Origin of the sequence: Paenibacillus sp. PL2-23, assembly GCF_040834005.1 — a bacterium.
GTDB lineage: Bacteria > Bacillota > Bacilli > Paenibacillales > Paenibacillaceae > Pristimantibacillus.
Map to the genome: position 1 here is coordinate 5,370,907 of NZ_CP162129.1, position 17,271 is coordinate 5,388,177.

Genomic DNA, 17,271 nt, shown 5'->3' on the forward strand with positions numbered 1-17,271 from the left:
CCCTTTCACATGTTTATTCGCGTTTATGGTGTAGAAAAGCGGATACCAATGTAAGAAACGGCATCACCATACTTGCCGCCAGCGTAGCCGGCAGGTTGAACGTCTCTGGATTCTTGTAGGCAATCATGGCAACGAGCAGCACCATCGCGATGCGGCTGCCTAGTCCCATTCCCATGCGGCGTTTGCCGCTTACGGCTTGTCCTACAATGTCCACCCTGCGTCTCAGCATAAGCGCATTCAGAAAGCTTGCGAATATGCCCAGCAGAAGACCAGCGTATACGCTCTTCCACTCCGGCATAACCAGCCAGAGCAGCAGGCAGGCAGCCGCTATAAGAAGCGCCCAACGCATCGCCGTTTTGAAAATATTATCCACCATCGGTCCTCTTCATCACCTTCCTGACAATCAGAATGGCTGAAAGAATGCCGACAGCCAGACCAACAAGCAGCCCGGAAGCCATCCAGGTCTTCGAATCGCCGAAGCGTTCCCCGGCTATCGAGCCAAGCCAATACCCCAAGAATATACAAATCCCGACATCGATGCCAAGCCCGCCCACAAGCGCGGCGGCTCTCCACGGATTGTCATCATTGCGCTTCTCATTCATATTGTCCCAACCCCTGTCAATCCTCATTTATTTTATCCAAGCGGCGCAAGGTTTGTCAATTGACGAACTGGCAAACATTGCGTGAATAAAGGGGTGAAAACCCTTGTGGAACAAGGACTCTTGCGCCTCCAAAACCGTACAGTGCCACTGTATGCTGTACATTCAGGCTTTATACGCCCGCCGGGAATAAACTATGAACGTTGTGTGAACGCTTCCGGGCGCTGTGCATTTCGTCCAAAATGATGCAGAATCGCATCAACAATTCGCTCCGAAGTCCTGCCGTCGCCGTATGGGTTGGCCGCTTGGCTCATCCGGCAATACAGCGCGGAATCGTTCAGCAGCGACTTCGCCTTGCTGTACACCTGCTCCTCATCCGTCCCGACCAGCTCCAGCGTGCCGGCCTCGATGCCCTCCGGCCGCTCCGTCGTATCCCGCAGCACCAGCGTCGGCACTCCGAACGATGGTGCCTCCTCCTGCATGCCGCCGGAGTCCGTCATAATCATATACGTGTGCGGGTAGAAGTTATGGAACTCGAACACGTCCAGCGGATCAATCAGACGAATGCGGGGATGGCCTCCCAATATCTCGTTGGCCGGCTCCCGAACCGCCGGGTTCAAGTGCACGGCGTACACCACAACCACATCCTCATGCTCATCCGCAATGCGCTTCACCGCGCGGAAGATGTTGCGGTGCGGCTCTCCAAGCGACTCCCTGCGGTGCGCCGTCATCAGAATCATCCGCTTGCCCTTGGCCCACTCCAGCACGGGATGGCTGAACGATTCGTCTACCGTATACTGGAACACATCCGCAGCCGTATTGCCCGTTATGTAGATGGATTCCTCCGACTTGTTCTCCTTGCGCAGGTTGTTCGCCGACCAATCGGTCGGAGCAAAGTGAATATCGGATAATACGCCGGCGAGCTGACGGTTCATCTCCTCGGGATACGGCGACATCTTGTTCCAGGTGCGCAGGCCGGCTTCAACATGGCCAACTTTGATCTGCTTCAGGAAGGCGGCGTAGCTCGCGAGGAACGTCGTCTGCGTATCGCCGTGCACAAGCACGATATCCGGCTTCGCTTCCGCAAGCACCGGCTCAAGCCCCTCCAGCACGCGTACCGTCGTCTCCGTCAGCGTCTGCCGCTCCTTCATCACGTTCAGGTCGTAATTCGGCTTGATCTCGAAGAAATCGAGCACTTGGTCCAGCATCTGGCGATGCTGCGCCGTCACGCAGACGATGGATTGAATCTGGTCGTCCCGTCTCTGCAGCTCCAGTACGAGAGGGGCCATCTTCACCGCCTCAGGCCGGGTGCCAAATATCGTCATTACCTTTAATTTCGACAAAATATTCCACTCCCAGTTATGGTAGTTTAAAAAATCCGCATCTTCTCGGTGCTGAAAACCAGATTTTTTAAACCTATATTTATGAGAAATCCTCTTTCGAGGCCTTTCTAATTCGTGCCGAACATGCGGTCGCCGGCGTCGCCGAGTCCAGGGACGATGTAGCCCTTCTCATTCAGGCGCTCATCCAGCGCGGCGATATAGATATCGATGTCGGGATGCGCATCCTGCACCGCCTTCACGCCTTCCGGAGCAGCGATGAGGCACATCAGCTTGATCTGGTCGCAGCTGCGCTTCTTCAGAGAGGAAATCGCGGCAATAGCGGACCCTCCCGTCGCCAGCATGGGATCGATGACGATCAGCAGGCGGTTCGGCGCGTCCGTCGGCAGATTAATATAATATTCCTTGGGCTGCAGCGTCTCATGGTCGCGCGCGAGGCCAATATGCCCCACCTTCGCCGATGGGATCAGCTTCAGAATACCATCCACCATCCCGAGTCCAGCTCGCAGAATGGGGATCAGCCCCAGCATGCGTCCCGAGACAACCTTCGCTTCCGTCACGGCAACAGGCGTCTCCACCTGAATCGTGTCCAGCGGAATGTCCCGCGTAATTTCGTAAGCCATCAATGTCGCAACTTCATCCACCAGCTCGCGGAAATCCTTCGTATTCGTCTCTTTATTCCGAATAAACGTCAGTTTGTGCTGAATTAAGGGATGGTCACAAATAACCAATTTGCTCATGGAGCGTAATTCCTCCCAGTTTCCAAGTCGACGGGCCTTGCTGTACCTCTACTCTTAGCATGGTCACAATCCCATATATTATAGCACTGTAAAGAAAGGGTTGCATCCGAGATTGACAAAATTGTTTCGTTCTCCGTGTGAAAATATTCGTATTCGCCTCTACATTTTCGACTCTGAATGGCCGTTAATGATATGGAGGAGATAATATTTTCCAATGAAAGGGATGGGATACCTGTGTTGCCAATACAAAAAAGCCTGCGGATGCTGGATCATCAAGCCCGCCGCTGGCTCACTGCCATGCTTGCTATTATCATGTTCACATCCGGCATGCTGCTGCCGTCAGGCGCATACGCAGCGGAGGACAGCGTAACCGGCATCGAGTGGAGCTACGCCGAGTCGGATTACAATCCGAGCACCTCTTCGCTGGAGATGTATGTAGAGGACGGCACCGTTCGTCTATCTGTGCTGGCCATTCAGTCTGGCTCCGCCTCCAGGAAGGATATAACGGCGGAGGCCGTCTGGAAGACCTCAAGCAGCTCCATCGTCAAGGTCGACAAAGGCGTCTTAAGCGGGGTCGGCAAAGGCACCGCGACGATTACAGCTACATATAAAGGCTATACCTTAACCATCAAGGCGTCATCGGATTACGTCTACAATGAAGTGACGCTTATGCTGAACAACTCTGCAGCCCCTGCCGCCATCTCCAATGTGCTGCTGGGCGACTCGCTCGCCTTCACCCTCGACGGGGACGGGCAGAACATTACCGATGTCGCGGCATGGAGCACATCCAGCTCTGCTGTCGCCACAGTCGACAACGGCCAGATCACGCTGAAGGGCGCCGGGATGGCTACGATTACAGCCAAGTACAAGGGCCGGTCGGATACAGTCAAGCTTACCGTAACATCGCCGTTCAAGTCGATCGCGATCAGCCCCAAGGCACCCAATGACCTGCTGGAGCTGGAGGTTGGCGGAGATGACTTCTCCCTCGCCGCAGTGGTCGAGCGGAAATCAGGCGGCTCCTTGGAGGTGACGGAGGAAGCGACGTGGACCAGCAGCAACACCAAGGTGCTCACCGTGGATCAGGGCGTCGTCACGCCAGTCGGAACCGGGAAAGCTGCCATAACCGTCTCCTATCTCGGGGTGGCTGACACGCTGAATGTCGTGGTGCGGACGCCTTACCAGTCCATACGCATTGCACCGGACAAGGAGTTCCATATGCAGCTGCAGGACGCACCGCTTCAGATCAAGGCAGAGGCGCTCAGCAACTCGAACGTGACCTCTGACATTACGGCCGCAGGCGTATGGACATCGTCGGAGGTGTCCGTAGCGACAGTCTCCCAGGGCAGGGTAACGCCAAAGTCGGTAGGCACCACCAAAATTACCGTATCCCATAAGGGCGTCAGCCGCAGCATTCAGGTTACGGTATACCCCAGCATCAAAGGGCTGAAGGCTGCCAAATCAACCATTGATGGCTTCAGGAAGCTCCAGGGGGAGCTCCCTCCGATAACGGCGACCACCTTCGACGGATCAACCCTCGATGTGTCGAAGCTTGTGAAGTGGGAGGCGGCGGACGAAGAGATTGCAGAGCTGGAGAACGGCGTCTGGACGGCCAAGAAGCTTGGCGAGACGACATTGACAGGCACTGTGCAGGACCTGGAGGTCAAGGTGAAGCTGGTTGTTCATCTGAAGCCGGTCAAGCTGCTCGCCGAGGCCAAGGATATGAGCGTCGTTCTGGGCCAAGCCACCCCGCTGCCGAAGGTCACCGTCATCTATGAGGATGGTGAGGAGGCCGATATATCGGAGTCGGTGGAATGGACAACCACGTCGGATAACATTGTGCTTCTGGAGAAGGAGATGAAGGGTCTGGAGGCGTCCACCGTCACGTTGACGGGTACGTATCTAACCAAGACAGTCTCCGTTCGCGTGAAAATAGAAGAAGAAATTGTGAAGCTCGTGGTTGAGCCAACAAGCCTGGAGCTGAACCCTGGCCGCTCCAAATCCATCAAGGTGACCGGCTATTACAAGAACGGCAAGAAGGTGAACGTCGGCACCAAAATGAACTGGGCTGTCGCAAACGCCGATATCGCAGCCATCAGCGGCTCATCCTCCGTGAAGGCGATAGCCGTCGGCACCACCAAAGTAACGGGCGTCTATCAGGGGAACACCGTAGAGGTGCTCGTCACTGTTACGCCTAAGCTGAAATCGCTGCAGCCCTCCACCAAATCCGCGCAGCTGGCGATAGGGGGAACGGTTGCGGTCCACGTGCAGGCCGTCTATTATACAGGAGCCCCTGTAGATGCGACGCTGCTGGCGGAATGGACAACCTCCAACGCCTCTGTGGCGTCGGTTAAGGACGGGCGGATTACCGCCGTCGGCAAGGGCTCTGCCACAGTCAAGGCGTCCTTCGGAGGCAAAACCATCTCCATCCGTGTAACGGTTAAATAAGAAGCGTCGGGAAACAGGACAGCCCTGCCGGAAAGCGTATGTACGCTCCAGCAGGGCTGTCCTTGTTCATATCCCTTCACTTTCCGTGTTACATCCCCCGCAGCGTCTCCCCGCCCTGCTCCTGGGATGCGCCGCTCTCCAGCAGCACGCGCTGCACCGGATAAGCCAGCCTGACGCTCTCCTCCTTCAGTATGCGCAGCATCTCCAGCTGCGTCTCCTGCCGTACCGTCAGGTGGTCCTTCCAAACGACAGTCTTGGTGAAATAATAAAGGAAGATGCCGAGTCCGCTTTCCTTAAACTCATTGAACCGCACCATAATGGTGCGCTCGTCTATATCGCTGTTCTCCATCAAATAACGTTCGATGCGGCTGATGGCCGCCGTCAGGCGATCGCCGTCCGTGTCCAGCGCAACGTTCAGCGTGAAGGTAATGCGCCGCCGTCCCATTAGGCTCCAGTTCGTAATCGGCGAATCCGCGAGAGTCGAGTTCGGCACCGTCACCAAGGCGTCCGCGAATGTGCGGATTTTGGAGCTGCGGAACGTAATATCCTCCACAACGCCCTCCACAGCCGGAGTCAGAATCCAATCCCCCTTGGAGAACGGCTTCTCCATCACGATAACAATGCCTCCCAGTATATTGCCCAGCGTGTCCTTCGCCGCCAGGGCGATCGCGAGGCTGCCCAGACCCATCCCGGCTACTACGCCATTAATATTGAAGCCCCATTCCGAGACGACCGCCGTGAACACGATCACCACGATGATGAACCGCACCACCTTGGACAGGAACGGAATCAGCATGCTGGAATCGTCGCCACCGAAGCGCTTGCTGATCGTCTCCAGCAGCACGGAGGAGGATGCGGACAGGTTGTACAGGCCCACACCAATAAGCAAAATCATGAAGCTGCGAAATAGACTGTGCACAACATAAAGATGAAGATACAGCCAGCTATCCCCAGTCGCGTAATAGATAATGGCTAAATAAGCGCCTAACAGAACAAATATGCCGCGAAGCGGCTTCTCGAAGCCCTCCAGCACACGGGCAGCCAGCCTCACCCTCTCCAGCTTCCTCATCAGATAAGAGAACAGAAAGCTGACGAACAACTTCCGGAACAGCAGGAACAATGCGAATATGCCAAGCGAAATGCCCAGCTCCACAAGCCTCCAAGCCTCCGCCCTCTCCATCACCCAATCCATCATTCGTATCCATCTCTCCTTCCCGGGAAAATAAAGGTCCATTCTAACATAGATCCCTTCATCCGTCGAAGGCGCCTCGCAGCAAAAAAAAGCCTCCTTCATCAAGTTGTGAAGGAGGCTTTTCCCTATACACTTACGCGTAGTGGCAAGCCGCGAAGTGGCCTTTGCCCACATCGAGCAGCTTCGGCGCGTCGGTCTTGCACTTGTCCGTCGCGATCGGGCAGCGCGTATGGAACTGGCAGCCGCTCGGCGGGTTAATCGGGCTAGGAAGGTCACCCTTCAGCACGATGCGCTCGCGCTCCGCTTCCACCTGCGGATCCGGGATCGGAATCGCGGACAGCAGGGCGCGGGTATAAGGGTGGCGCGGATTGTCGTACAGCTCACTGCTCTCCGCGAGCTCTACGATCTTGCCGAGGTACATAACCGCCACGCGGTCGGATATATGCTTCACCATGGACAGGTCATGCGCGATGAACAAATAAGTCAGCCCCATCTTGCGCTGCAGATCCTGCATCAGGTTCACGACCTGGGCCTGGATGGATACGTCCAGCGCGGAGATCGGCTCATCGGCGATGATGAACTTGGGATCCACCGCAAGCGCGCGGGCGATCCCGATCCGCTGACGCTGACCGCCGGAGAACTCATGCGGATAACGCAGCGCATGCTCCGGGTTCAGGTTGACGAGATCCAGCAAGCCCTCGACCTTGCCCTTGCGCTCGGCGCGACTTCCCGCCAGATTATGAATGTCCAGCGCCTCACCGATGATGTCGGTCACCGTCATACGAGGGTTAAGCGAAGCATAGGGATCCTGGAAGATCATCTGCATGTTGCGGCGCAGCGCCTTCAGCTCGGCGCCCTTCAGCTTATAGATATCCTTGCCGTCGAACGTCACGCCGCCGCCGGTCGGCTCGTACAGCCGCAGAATCGTGCGGCCTGCCGTAGACTTGCCGCAACCGGATTCACCAACGACGCCTACGGTTTCGCCGCGCCCGATGTTGAACGAGATATCGTTCACGGCTTTCAGAATATTGCCTTTGCCCAAGTTGAAGAACTTGCGCAAATCATTGACTTGAACGAGTGGAGAGCTCATGATACCGGCACCTCCCGTTTCGCATAAGGATGCAGCATCCAGCACGCAGCCGCATGGGATTCGCTATCCTTGATGTGATGCAAATTAGGATCATTATCCACGCATACCTTCATCGCTTCATCGCAGCGCGCGCAGAAGCTGCAGCCCACTGGCGGCTTGATGAGATCCGGCGGCGTGCCCGGAATCGGAATAAGCGGCTCGTCCTTCCGCTGGTCCAGACGCGGAAGGGAGCGCAGCAGGCCGCGCGTATAGGGATGCTGCGGATTCTGGAAGATCTCCCACTTGGTTCCGGTCTCGACGATCCGTCCGGCATACATGACGATGACGCGATCGCAGACATCGGCTACGACGCCAAGATCATGGGTGATCAGAATAATGGAGGTACCCATCTTCTGCTGCAGATCCTTCATCACGCGCATGATTTGCGCCTGTATGGTTACGTCCAGCGCTGTGGTCGGCTCGTCCGCGATAAGCAGTGACGGATTGCATGCCAGCGCGATGGCGATCATGACACGCTGCCGCATGCCGCCGGAGAATTGATGCGGATATTGCTTGATCCGCTGCTCCGGATTCGGAATGCCGACCAGATTAAGCATCTCAATCGCCCTGGCCATTGCATTGGCCTTGCTGACATTCTGATGCTTGATCAGCCCTTCCATAATTTGCGCGCCCACCGTCAGCGTTGGATTTAATGAAGTCATAGGATCCTGGAAGATCATACCGATCTTATTGCCGCGCACGGTCTGCATTTCCTTCTCTGTCAAGGTGAGCAGCTCTTGTCCGTCGAACTTGACGGAGCCAGACTTGATACGACTTGGCGGAGATGGATTCAGACGCATAATGGATTGGGCGGTAACGCTTTTGCCCGAGCCGGATTCCCCTACGATCGCAACAGCTTCGCCTTCCTTCACATCGAAGGAAATGTCTCGGATCGCCTGTACTTCCCCGGCATAGATATCGAACGAAACGCTCAGGTTTTTCACTTCCAGCAAGGTCTTCTTCATCCTTAGGTGACCTCCTCTCAGCTAAGCTTAGCTACTATTTTTTCAGCTTCGGATCAAACGCGTCACGCAGACCGTCTCCGAAGACGTTAAAAGCAAAGATCGTGATGCTCAGGAATAAGGCCGGGAACAACAGCCGCCACGTGTAACCGCTCATCATCGCACCCGCGCCGTCATCAATCATCGTTCCCCAAGAAGCGATCGGCGACTGAACGCCGAGACCGAGGAAGCTCAAGAACGCCTCGGTGAAGATCGCGCTTGGAATCGTAAGCGTCAGCGTGACGAGAATGGGACCCATTGCGTTAGGAATCAGATGACGGAAAATAATGCGGAACGCGCCCGCGCCAAGCGACTTCGACGCCAAAGCGTACTCCTGATTTTTGAGCTGCATAATCTGTCCTCGCACAATCCACGCCATGTTGATCCAGCCCGTAATCGACATCGCGACGATAATCGTCGTAAGACTCGGCTCCATGACAACAAGCAGGAGAATAACGACAAGCAGGTAAGGAATCGCAGCCAGTATCTCCGAGAACCGGTTCATGACCTCATCGACCTTGCCGCCGAAGTAGCCCATGATCCCCCCATATATAATACCGATGATAAGATCGATCAACGCGGCGACAACGCCGACGAACAGCGATACCTGAGCACCCTTCCACACTCTCTCGAACATATCCCGGCCTAGTTCATCAGTGCCGAACCAATGCGTCGCGTTAGGCGGCTGATTCGTATTCTGAAGATTCGTTGTGTAATGATCCAGCGGCCAGATCAGAGGCATAAGGATGGACAAAACAATCAACGAGACGATAATCCAGAAGCCGAACATCGCCAGCTTATTGCTAAGCAGACGCTGCTTGATATCCTGCCATGCCGTCAGGCTTTTGCGGCCAACCTCGTCGACTCGCACCTCGTCACGACGCAGCTTCTCGAACAGCTCGGGCGACAGCCTGTCAGAGTGTTCGGTGGAAGACATTTTGATATTGAAATCAGACATGGATTATTTCGCCACCTTTCCGCCGGCGCGCATGCGCGGATCCACCAGCACATAAGCGACATCCGCCAGGAAGCGGCTCGCCATGAGGATGACGGCGTAGAAAATGGTAATGCCCATAATAAGCGGATAATCGCGATCTATAACACTTGTAACAAAGTGCTTGCCGATGCCCGGAATCGCGAAGATCTTCTCCACGACAACGGAGCCCGTAATAATGCCGGCGGTTAAGTATCCCAAATACGTTACCACTGGAAGCATGGCGTTGCGCAGCGCGTGCTTCACGACAATTACGTAACCGGAAAGCCCTTTGGATTTGGCAGTTTTAATAAAATCAGCATTCAGCACTTCAATCATGGTGGATCTAAGCAGTCTTGCGATAAAGGCGATCGGGCCGGATGCCAGCGTAATCGTCGGCAATACGTAGTCCATCGGACTGTCCAGGCCAGCGACCTCAAACCATCTTAAATTGGTGGCGAAAATATACTGCAGAGTTGGTGCAAGCACGATACTGGGTATCGCTAAGCCGATTACGGCAATGGTCATGGCCAGGTTGTCTAGAAATTTGCGATGATACATCGCGGCGAGTATGCCCAGAATACATCCCACCAGAATCGACGTAATAATCGCCGAAATGCCTAGCCTGAGGGACGGTCCAAATGATTGCTTGATCATCTTGTCTACCGATTGGAACTTCTTCTTCATGGAAATACCCAAATCGCCTTGCGCAAGATTCGACAGGTACTTGCCGTATTGCACAATAAGCGGCTTATCGAGGCCGTAATACGCTTCCAAGTTTTTCTGAACAGCTTCGCTTGGCGCCTTCTCCGATTGCAGCGGGCTGCCCGGAATCGCGTTCATCAGCATAAATGTCGCCGTAATGAGCAGGAACAACGACACCACCATAAATATAAACTTGCCAAAGATGAAACGGAGCATTTCGATCACCCACTCTCTCACAATCTTTTTGCATTTCAAAAGGGTATATATAGAGAGACTATATATACCCTTCTGGAACAGTTACTCTAAGCTAGCTGTTTATCAAATTGGACAGGCTGGTTAGACCTTATTGCTTGCTGCCGTGTACCCAGTCCAGGTGGCCTGCGTAGTCGGACACAATGCCTTCAAAGCCTGGTTTGATCATCGTTACTGTTGTGTAGTAGTACGTCGGCATAACACCCATGTCGTCGCCGATCGCGATTTTCTCTGCGTCAGCCATCAGCTTCTGGCTTTCTTCTGGCGTAGCAGCTACCAGGGAGTCGTTCAGCAGCTTGTCAACCTCAGGGTTGCTGTACTTGCCGTCGTTGTTGCCGGACTTGGAGTAGATCAGGTCGTACGTGAAGTTGATCGGGTGGTTGATGTCCGCGCCCCAGCCGGAACGCGCGATATCGAAGCCGCCTGCTTTTCTTGTCTCAAGGAACGTACCCCACTCTTGATTCGCCAGCTTCACTTCGACGCCAAGCGTCTTGCGCCACATATCAACAGCAGCCTCAGCCAACGATTTGTGGCCTTCGCTTGTGTTGTACAACAGCGTTACTTCAGGGAATGTGCTCAGGCCAAGCTCGGACATGCCTTGTGCCAGAAGCTTCTTCGCTTCTTCAGCGTTCTCAGTGAAGTAGCTTGTGTCCGGGAATTGCTCACGGAACATCTTGCCGCCAGTGCCCGCGATGGACGGTGGCACCAGACCGTAAGCCGCTTGCTGATTCGCTTTTGTTACATTGTCAATCAGGGATTGACGGTCAAGCGCCATGGAGAACGCTTTACGGATATTCACATTGTTGAATGGCTCTTTGTTGTTGTTGAACAGGTAGTAGTATACGGATGCAACAGAGGTAACCTCAGCTTTGCCGTCAGCTACCAGCTGCGTTACAAGGTCGGATGGTACGGAGCCCGCTTGCGCGCCGATCCAGTCGATTTTGTCCGTTTCGTACAATTGGTACACCGTGTTCTCGTCTTCAACAAGAGAAATCGTTACCGTGTCGAAGTTGATTTTGTCTACGTTGTAGTAGTCAGGGTTCTTCTCAAGCACCAGCTTGTCCGCATGCGCCCACTCCTTCAGAAGGAAAGGACCGTTGGATACGATGGTGTCAGCCTCAGCAGCCCAGTCAGCAGCACCTTCAACCGTTGCTTGGTGAACCGGCAGGTATGTGTAGTGAGCCAGCAGGCTTGTGAAGTATGGAGCAGGTGTGTACAGCTTCACTTCCAGCGTGTAGTCGTCAGTTGCCTTCACGCCTACTTCATCAGCTGTGCCTTCGCCGGAGTTGTACTTCTCAGCGTTCTCGATGTAGAACAGCATGTATGCATACTCAGAAGCTGTCTCTGGGTTCAAGGAACGTTTCCACGCGAATTCGAAGTCCTTAGCCGTTACAGGATCGCCGTTGCTCCATTTCGCATCTTGGCGCAGCTTGATCGTGTACGTTTTGCCGTCCTCCGAAGCGTCGATGGACTCAGCCAGCGCGTTCTCTGGCTCGCCAGTTGTGCTCAGACGAGTCAGACCTTCGTAGATACCAGCCGCAACGATAGAGGATTGTGCATCCGTCATCAGAGCAGGGTCCAAGCTTGGCGGTTCGCTTGCAAGTGTAAAGCGGAATTCCTGTGGAGCTTTCGGCTCATCAGTAGCCGTTCCTTGATTGCCCGCGTTGTTCGCAGGATCTTCCTTCTCGTTGTTGCCTGTGCAAGCCGCTAGCAGCATGCTGAACGCAAGAACTAGGACAAGCATGAAGTGCACTGGTTTTTTGAAATTTCCTTTCACCAACATCAACTCCCACTTTCTATATAATTTTTTGTTAAAACCATAAGTAATGAGACGGAGCTGTTTAAAACCACGTATGTAACATTAACTGACATGGTTTTAATATTTATTCAACGTAAAACAATATACAACTACATTTAAACAATTGTCAACAAAAACAATCAGCTTCCAGCTCATATCCGTCCATCTTACTATTTCCTATTGCAGAAAATTTATGAGTACCCTTTGTTTTCCCAGTGAATTCGCCGCTTGCTTCATTACTTTGCCCCATGTATGTGTTAAAACGCTTAAGCATTGCTGCGTATAAGCATTAATGCGGGTTTGTAGCAATGCTTGTATGTATTGTTGCAAGTCCGTATTAATGCAATTGCGCATTACATCGTCGAGGCTTTAACGTATTTGCAGGCGTGAACAGCAGTGTTCTCGCATCAAGCGACATGTCCGGAGTCCCCAGATATACGTTCCCCAAACCATTTGAGAATTATCCCAACGTTACATAACTGTAATATATATACAAATATTATTAATTATTTTTTCTTGAAATTAAATTTCATGTAATGGCGTATCGTTCATCCTCCGGCTTTCGCAACAACGACATCACGTGTCGCTGTTGAACCAACTAACCCATTCTTCAGAGCTATAACGATCCCTCGTGTCGGTATCGTGCCCCGAATGACCGCTTTCGTCGCAACAACGACATCACGTGTCGCTGTTGAACCAACTAACCCATTCTTCAGAGCTATAACGATCCCTCGTGTCGGTATCGTGCCCCAAATGACCGCTTTCGTCGCAACAACGACATCACGTGTCGCTGTTGAACCAACTAACCCACTTTTCGCTGCTATAACCATCCCTCGTGTCGTTATCGCACTCCGAATAACCACTTTCGTCGCAACAACGACATCACGTGTCGCTGCTGCGGGATGTCCAATGGAATTTTTAAGTGTGTCAGAGGAATCTATTTGTTGTGGAAGAGACGAAGGCCGGAATTGAAGTGTGTTCGACACGTTTATTCGTGCGGAGCGCGGAGGTCGGGGATTTTAAGTGTTTCAAAAACGTCTATTTGTAAGGGGAGTGGAGGTTTGGGACCATTTAAGTGTGGGAGAGCGCAGGTCTGCAGCTTTTAAGTGTGTCAGAAGCATCTATCTGACTAGTGCTTCCATGCAAAAAAACCGCCTTGGCTGTCAGCAGCCAAGGCGGTGTTTATGCCGATATTAGTAAGTCATGCCAGGGTAAAGCGGGTATTTCGCAGTCAGGTCGCGCACCATGCCAGTTGCTTTGTCGAGAACGGCTTGGTCCTCTGGATTGTTCAGGACAAGCGCGATAACCTCCGCAATAACCTTCATGGCTTCCGCATCCATACCGCGAGTTGTCGCAGCCGGCGTGCCTACGCGGATACCGCTTGTGATGAACGGGCTGGTCGGGTCGAACGGAATCGCGTTTTTGTTCACAGTGATGCCTACTTGATCGAGCACATGCTCAGCCGCTTTGCCCGTAATGTTCAGGCTGCGCGTATCGATCAGCATGAGGTGGTTGTCCGTGCCGCCAGATACGATGTTGATGCCTCTGGCTATCAGCTCCTCGGACAATACCTTGGCATTGTTCACAACGTTGGTCGCGTATTGCTTGAACGAAGGCTGAAGCGCCTCGCCGAAAGCAACAGCTTTGGCCGCGATAATATGCATCAGCGGACCGCCCTGGGAGCCAGGGAATACCGCTTTGTCGATTGCGGCTGCCCAAGCCTTGCGGCACAGAATCATACCGCCGCGAGGACCGCGAAGCGTCTTGTGCGTTGTTGTTGTGACGAAATGAGCGTGCGGTACTGGGCTAGGGTGCAGACCCGCAGCTACCAGACCCGCGATATGCGCCATGTCGACCATGAACAGAGCGCCTACCTCATTAGCGATTTGGCCAAGCTTCTCGAAGTCAATGACGCGCGGATAAGCGCTGGCGCCCGCGACGAGCATACGAGGACGATGCTTGAATGCCAGCTTGCGCACTTCTTCGTAATCGATTGTGAAGGAATCCTCTTGCACGCCGTAAGCTACGAAGTTGTACAGAAGACCGGATGCGTTAACCGGGCTGCCGTGCGTCAAGTGGCCGCCATGCGCCAGATTCATGCCCAGAACCGTGTCGCCAGGCTGGAGCGTCGCCAGATATACCGCCATATTGGCTTGAGCGCCGGAATGCGGCTGCACGTTGGCATGCTCAGCGCCGAACAGCTCCTTCGCGCGATCGCGCGCGATATCTTCCACGATGTCCACGTGCTCGCAGCCGCCGTAGAAGCGTTTGCCCGGGTAGCCTTCCGCGTATTTGTTCGTCAGAACGGAGCCCATAGCTTCCAGTACCGCTTCGCTAACGATGTTCTCCGATGCGATCAGCTCGATGTTGTCGCGCTGACGCTGCAGCTCAAGGCCTAGAGCCTTCAATACCTCTGGATCTTGCTTGCGTAGTTGTTCCACTTGTATATCCTCCTCAAATGTATTCAAAAAGCTATTCAAACCGCATAAATGAACTACTCACAGGTTGGAGCGGCAAGCTCAGGCCTCAGGCGGTGTTCCGCCTCGTAGACCGCTCTTGCTCCGCCGATCAGCTTCGGCCGCGTATACGCCATCGTGACATGCGCCTCGCCGATCAACTTGATGGAAGGCCGCACCGGTACGGCTACCCGCTTCAGGTGCATGCCGATAAAGGTGTCGCCAATATCGATCCCGGCATGAGCCTGGATCTCCTCCACGAGACATGGAGCCTCCAGCTTGCCGTAAGCATAAGCCGCCATGGAGCCTCCTGCCTTCGGCACAGGCACCGCATGGACAAGCTCAAGCCGATGCTTCTCCGCTGTCTCCCTATCCAGAACCAGCGCCCGGTTCAGATGCTCGCAGCATTGGTAGACGGGGATAAAGCCCGCCTCAACGCGCACCGCTTCGACTCCCGCGTAAATAGCGGCAGCAGTCTCTACAGCTCCGGAAGTGCCAATGCGCTTCCCCAGCACCTCGCTGGTGCTGGCGCCCACAACAAGCAGCTGCCCCGGCCGCAGATTACCCGCTTCCACCAATTCGCGAACCACTTGCTCGACAGCCGACGAGATGTGATCCTGCATCATGTTGCCATTGTCGTTCATCCTTGATCCAGCCCCTTCCCGGTCAAGCCATTAAGGGTGATTGCTGAAGCGCTTCTCCAATTCCATCACCTTGCCGATGCGTCCCACGTGACGGTCCTGGTTCGAGAATGGCGTCTCCAGCCATACGCGAACGATCTCACCCGCAACGCCCGGTCCGATGACGCGCTCTCCCATCGCCAGGACATTAGTGTCGTTGTGCTCGCGCGTAGCCTTAGCGGAGAAAATGTCATGCGTCAGCGCGCAGCGGATGCCGGGATACTTGTTCGCGGCGATCGACATCCCAATGCCTGTGCCGCAGATCAAGATGCCGCGGTCAGCCTGGCCGCTAGTGACCATCTCGCATACGGGCAGCGCATAGTCCGGATAATCGACGGATTGCTCGCAGCTGCAGCCTACATCCACAATTTCATGGCCAAGCGATTGAATAATAGGAACAAGCTCATCTTTCAGACGGTAGCCGCCATGGTCAGCGCCAATTGCAATTTTCAATGCTAACACCCTCCACGTCCTATGGTTTGTACTCCAAAAACACTCTGCAGCTAGTATACCTTGTTTTGTCCGAAATGTCGCAAGCTGAAACACCCAAAAGCTGCACCTTCCAGCACAACCGCACGCCTCAAGCCCATCGGATAAATTTTCTGTAAAATAAGAAAAAGAGCAAAACACGCGTCAAGCGCATGCTGCTCTTTGCCCAGGCGACCGGCCGTATGTTCCGATGCTCCACCGTGGTTACCCACTCTCGTCGCCAGTTACATCGGATACCTTCATTGTCTCCCTCATCATAGCTCATTTTGCCGTAGAAATCAATCGACTCCAGGCAAATTATGTCCGCTTCGCCAGCTTGTCCAGCAGCCTGCGAATCGCCTCTTCCATCTCCTCGGAGCAGCTGTCATACAGAGCCTGGGACCCGCCGAAGGGATCCGCGATGTCGAAGCTCGGAAGCCTGCTCTCCAGCTCCAGCAGACGCTGCCGCTCTCCTGGCGTTAACTGCTGGCCGAGAGCCGCCTTCATCTGCAGCTCCGTATACAGGCCCTCCAGCTCCTGAATATCCTGCTGGAGACGATCGTCCATATAAGCAAATTCCTTCAGCGTATACGTCTTGTCAACCGCTTCCGGATGATATTGAAGCAAGTCCCTCTTGTGGGATGCCGTCATGGTCAGTATCAAATCTGCCCACTCTACCGCCTCAGCCGTCAACGCGCGAGACGAGCCCCTATGCTCGATGCTGCGCTTCTTCAGCGTATGCAGCGTATTGGAGGAAACAGGCAAGCCGTCGATCGTGGATACTCCCGCTGACCGGACGGCAACCTGTACCCCTCTCTTCATGGCCATATGCAACAGCATCGCCTCTGCCATGGGCGAGCGGCAGGTATTGCCCGTACAGATGAACAAGATCCGCTTCATCTCTCCAGCCCCTTCCGTCAAAAGATAAAGATAAAGCCAAACACCAGCAGAATCGCCCCGCCGCAAGCTTCTCCGTATTCGCCCAGATTGCCGCTGACCTTGCGTCCCAGCAGCAGGCCAAGCATAGACATCAGTCCGCCGAAGAAGCCGAACAGCAGAATCGTCAGCCACATGTTCGCCGAGAACATGCCAAGCGTCACACCCACGGAGAAGGCGTCCACGCTGACGCTGAGCGCCAGCACAAGCAGCCCTGCCGTGGAGCGGTGGTTGAAGGACTGCACCTCTTCCCCTCGCAGCGAGCTGTAAATCATATGCCCGCCAAGCAGCACGAGCAGCACACCCGCGGCGGTGGTCGCCACATCGCCCAGCAGGCCGCTCACCAGCTGCCCCGTCAGAATGCCGCCAATCGGCATGATAATATGGAATAGTCCGATGACAACGCCAAGCTTCAGGACATCCCGAAGCCTGATTCCTTTCAGCCCGATGCCCAGCCCCAGCGAGAACGCGTCGAAGCCCAGCGCCATCGCAATAATGAGCAGCGTCAGAAACTGTCCCGTATATGCACTTGCATCCATTCGTCCCCAGCCCTCCAT

The 17,271-nt window shown here is 54.4% G+C and carries 16 protein-coding genes and 1 riboswitch; of the genes, 1 reads left to right on the top strand and 15 read right to left on the bottom strand.

Annotated features, from left to right (window positions below; translation table 11 throughout):
• Positions 1–13 precede the first annotated feature (13 nt).
• From AB1S56_RS23735 to upp, 4 genes are all read right to left on the bottom strand, one after another.
• A complete protein-coding gene (locus AB1S56_RS23735) occupies positions 14–376 on the bottom strand; it encodes an ATP synthase subunit I (protein WP_340870843.1) in 363 nt (120 codons plus the stop codon).
• A complete protein-coding gene (locus AB1S56_RS23740) occupies positions 366–602 on the bottom strand; it encodes an AtpZ/AtpI family protein (RefSeq protein ID WP_340870842.1) in 237 nt (78 codons plus the stop codon). The genes AB1S56_RS23735 and AB1S56_RS23740 overlap by 11 nt, the downstream gene beginning before the upstream one ends.
• A gap of 191 nt (positions 603–793) precedes the next feature.
• Positions 794–1,942, bottom strand: coding sequence for a non-hydrolyzing UDP-N-acetylglucosamine 2-epimerase (gene wecB, locus AB1S56_RS23745; RefSeq protein WP_340870841.1), 1,149 nt, complete (start codon positions 1,940–1,942; stop codon positions 794–796).
• A 107-nt stretch (positions 1,943–2,049) separates the two neighbouring features.
• Positions 2,050–2,679, bottom strand: a complete 630-nt coding sequence (upp, locus tag AB1S56_RS23750; RefSeq protein ID WP_340870840.1) for a uracil phosphoribosyltransferase — start codon at positions 2,677–2,679, stop codon at positions 2,050–2,052.
• A 234-nt stretch (positions 2,680–2,913) separates the two neighbouring features.
• On the opposite strand from upp, the gene AB1S56_RS23755 reads away from it, so the two are divergent.
• Positions 2,914–5,124, top strand: a complete 2,211-nt coding sequence (locus tag AB1S56_RS23755; RefSeq protein WP_340870839.1) for an Ig-like domain-containing protein — start codon at positions 2,914–2,916, stop codon at positions 5,122–5,124.
• 88 nt (positions 5,125–5,212) lie between these two features.
• Here the strand turns inward: AB1S56_RS23755 and AB1S56_RS23760 are convergent, their stop codons facing one another.
• The 11 genes from AB1S56_RS23760 to AB1S56_RS23810 all read right to left on the bottom strand — a co-directional run bounded on the left by AB1S56_RS23760 (position 5,213) and on the right by AB1S56_RS23810 (position 17,271).
• Entirely contained in the window at positions 5,213–6,319 is a 1,107-nt protein-coding gene (locus AB1S56_RS23760) for a mechanosensitive ion channel family protein (protein WP_340870838.1), read from the bottom strand.
• Between the two features lie 130 nt (positions 6,320–6,449).
• Positions 6,450–7,406 carry a dipeptide ABC transporter ATP-binding protein gene (locus AB1S56_RS23765; protein WP_340870837.1) on the bottom strand — a complete coding sequence of 319 codons (957 nt, stop codon included), beginning with the start codon at positions 7,404–7,406 and terminating at the stop codon, positions 6,450–6,452.
• Entirely contained in the window at positions 7,403–8,410 is a 1,008-nt protein-coding gene (locus AB1S56_RS23770) for an ABC transporter ATP-binding protein (RefSeq protein WP_340870836.1), read from the bottom strand. Before AB1S56_RS23770 ends, AB1S56_RS23765 begins: the two co-directional genes overlap by 4 nt.
• 34 nt (positions 8,411–8,444) lie before the next feature.
• Positions 8,445–9,383 carry an ABC transporter permease gene (locus AB1S56_RS23775; RefSeq protein WP_340870894.1) on the bottom strand — a complete coding sequence of 313 codons (939 nt, stop codon included), beginning with the start codon at positions 9,381–9,383 and terminating at the stop codon, positions 8,445–8,447.
• 24 nt (positions 9,384–9,407) lie between these two features.
• On the bottom strand, positions 9,408–10,340 hold the full coding sequence (locus AB1S56_RS23780) for an ABC transporter permease (protein ID WP_340870835.1): 933 nt from the start codon (positions 10,338–10,340) through the stop codon (positions 9,408–9,410).
• A 127-nt stretch (positions 10,341–10,467) separates the two neighbouring features.
• Positions 10,468–12,153: a peptide ABC transporter substrate-binding protein gene (locus tag AB1S56_RS23785; protein WP_340870834.1), complete on the bottom strand. Its 1,686-nt coding sequence runs from the start codon at positions 12,151–12,153 to the stop codon at positions 10,468–10,470.
• 1,214 nt (positions 12,154–13,367) lie between these two features.
• Positions 13,368–14,615: a serine hydroxymethyltransferase gene (gene glyA, locus AB1S56_RS23790; RefSeq protein WP_340870832.1), complete on the bottom strand. Its 1,248-nt coding sequence runs from the start codon at positions 14,613–14,615 to the stop codon at positions 13,368–13,370.
• Between the two features lie 53 nt (positions 14,616–14,668).
• Positions 14,669–15,274 (bottom strand): TIGR01440 family protein, encoded by a 606-nt coding sequence (locus tag AB1S56_RS23795; RefSeq protein WP_340870831.1) that lies wholly within the window; start codon positions 15,272–15,274, stop codon positions 14,669–14,671.
• A 30-nt stretch (positions 15,275–15,304) separates the two neighbouring features.
• Positions 15,305–15,763: a ribose 5-phosphate isomerase B gene (gene rpiB, locus AB1S56_RS23800; protein WP_340870830.1), complete on the bottom strand. Its 459-nt coding sequence runs from the start codon at positions 15,761–15,763 to the stop codon at positions 15,305–15,307.
• Positions 15,764–15,956: 193 nt separating this feature from the next.
• Positions 15,957–16,037: riboswitch (ZMP/ZTP riboswitch) on the bottom strand.
• Positions 16,038–16,096: 59 nt separating this feature from the next.
• The gene (locus AB1S56_RS23805; protein WP_340870829.1) at positions 16,097–16,678 is read right to left on the bottom strand and encodes a low molecular weight protein arginine phosphatase; all 582 of its coding nucleotides are present in this window, start codon (positions 16,676–16,678) and stop codon (positions 16,097–16,099) included.
• Positions 16,679–16,695: 17 nt separating this feature from the next.
• On the bottom strand, positions 16,696–17,271 hold the full coding sequence (locus AB1S56_RS23810; RefSeq protein ID WP_367903478.1) for a manganese efflux pump MntP family protein: 576 nt from the start codon (positions 17,269–17,271) through the stop codon (positions 16,696–16,698).